The 1,059-nt window shown below is 53.9% G+C and carries 3 protein-coding genes; 2 read left to right on the top strand and 1 reads right to left on the bottom strand.

Translation table 11 applies throughout. From position 1 onward, the window contains the following. Positions 1–194 (bottom strand): hypothetical protein (locus V6D20_06185; GenBank protein HEY9815374.1); only part of this gene is annotated, 194 nt, incomplete at its 3' end. Here V6D20_06185 and V6D20_06180 point away from each other — a divergent pair. Both V6D20_06180 and V6D20_06175 read left to right on the top strand, forming a co-directional pair. Continuing rightward, the gene (locus tag V6D20_06180; GenBank protein HEY9815373.1) at positions 193–798 is read left to right on the top strand and encodes a protein disulfide isomerase family protein; all 606 of its coding nucleotides are present in this window, start codon (positions 193–195) and stop codon (positions 796–798) included. The two genes, V6D20_06185 and V6D20_06180, sit on opposite strands and share 2 nt — an antisense overlap. A 30-nt stretch (positions 799–828) precedes the next feature. Further along, on the top strand, positions 829–1,059 hold a 231-nt coding region (locus tag V6D20_06175), incomplete at its 3' end, for a hypothetical protein (protein ID HEY9815372.1).

Here is a 1,059-nt window from a genome sequence, read left to right as displayed (position 1 = left end):
GCCCCATTTGTACCCAGCAAGCCCAAGTCGGAAGAAAAGAACAAACCATGGCTGGCTGCATTGGGGGTGGCCGTGGGGGTGGCCGCAGTTGTGGTCTGGTCTCGCAGGAGCAAGTCGCCCCCACCGCCCCCACAGCCACCTTCGCCTCCAGCCTCCAAACCAGAACAGGCGGTGAGAGCGTTTCCTCGACACATGCCAACCTATCCCGCCCAACACCCTCAACACCAACACCACCACCACCAACATCAGCACCACCAACAACGTCAGCAACAACAGCAACAACAGGAGCCTGTACCGCAACCCTACTCCCCGGGTCAAAAGTACACTTCTTACGCCGGTAACAGTCACATCCCTGCTGACGCCCAGGCCCAATTGGGACAGAGGTATCAAGGCAGTGATTACCAGCATGACAAGAAGTATGGCGGCACCTACGCTCGTGGAGACTACAAGGACTTTCGCCCCCCTTCCTACGCTTCTGCTCACGCTTCACAGAAGGGAGTGCAGGAGGTAGACCAGAATGGATTTCAGAGACATGTCAAAGATCAGGGACAACCTACAGTAGTGGCCTTTGTGGCTGAGGGCTGTGGACATTGCACTGCTTTGAAACCCAACTTTGCAGAAGCAGCCACCTTGGCTCGTCTGCCATTCTTGCAGGTAGAATATGCACAGGCAGGTGATCTGTGCAAGGCGTTGGGTATCAACGGCTTCCCCACCATCCTGAGATTCGAGGGTGGTGAGAAGGTGGCAGAATACCGCGGTGATCGATCTGCAGACTCGTTGGCTAAATTTGGTTCGTAAGAACGTTGAAACGACGTTAGATAATACACTTTGCTAACCCATAACAAGAACACCAAGAACAACAATACCCAAACAGCCACCATGCGCATCATTCGTGACGCCGTGTATGGTTATGTGGCACTGTCAGATACTGCTTTTGTAGTCAGCGAGTCTCGACCCTATCAAAGACTCAAGTCCGTCCGCCAGTTAGGTGCCTCAGACCTAGTGTTTCCCCAGTCTGGATACAAGCGTTACGATCACTCGCTGGGAGTTGCTCATCTG

The sequence above is a fragment of the Candidatus Obscuribacterales bacterium genome, from assembly GCA_036703605.1.
Classification (GTDB): Bacteria; Cyanobacteriota; Cyanobacteriia; order RECH01; family RECH01; genus RECH01.
This window is presented reverse-complemented; position numbering and strand designations above follow the sequence as displayed.